The sequence below is a fragment of the Azospirillum terrae genome, assembly GCF_053470425.1.
Genome location: NZ_JBPXMR010000066.1, coordinates 1 through 580, shown reverse-complemented (window position 1 = coordinate 580; position 580 = coordinate 1). Strand labels below are relative to the sequence as shown.

Annotated in this window: 1 protein-coding gene; it reads right to left on the bottom strand. The window is 72.8% G+C overall.

Annotated features, from left to right (window positions below; translation table 11 throughout):
* A partial coding sequence (locus ACSVDD_RS29735; RefSeq protein WP_448193010.1) for a Mu transposase domain-containing protein occupies positions 1–569 on the bottom strand: 569 nt, incomplete at its 3' end.
* Positions 570–580 lie beyond the last annotated feature (11 nt).

Here is a 580-nt window from a genome sequence, read left to right as displayed (position 1 = left end):
CCGCGCACGTTGCCGTGCTCGCCGGGGCCGCCCTCGATGGTCTCGGGCAGGACAGGCCGGGTGGGTGCCTTGAGCAGCCCTTCCACGAAGCGCGGCGACAGCACCCCGGCGGCCAACGCCCGCTCGCACGCCTTCTCCAGGGCCGCGGCGCCGTACTTGGCAGCCAGGCGCACGACGCCGCAGGCCGCCCGCACCCCTTGTTCGACATGGCGGCGCGAGGCGAGCAGCCGGTCAACGTAGGTGGCCGTGGCCACGCCGATCTCCGCCGCCTCGGCCCGCAGGCGTTCGGGCGTGCGTTCCAGCACGGCGCGATGGCTCGGCGGCCTGTGCTCGGGCAGCGTGGTGTGCCCGCCCTTGATCGGGCTGCGCGGATGGCTGGCTACCCGCTCGCCGCGCTGGAAGATCGTCACCAGCGTGGCGGTGGTGAAGACGTCCACCTTGCCGCGCGCCAAGGCGCAGGGCACGGAGTAGTAATGGCCGTCGGCGATCACGTGGTAATCGGCGCCGACGGTCCGGCCAAGGTCCCATTGTCCCACGACGTAGGGATCGCTGGGCAGAGGCCGCAGCAACGCCCGTTCCT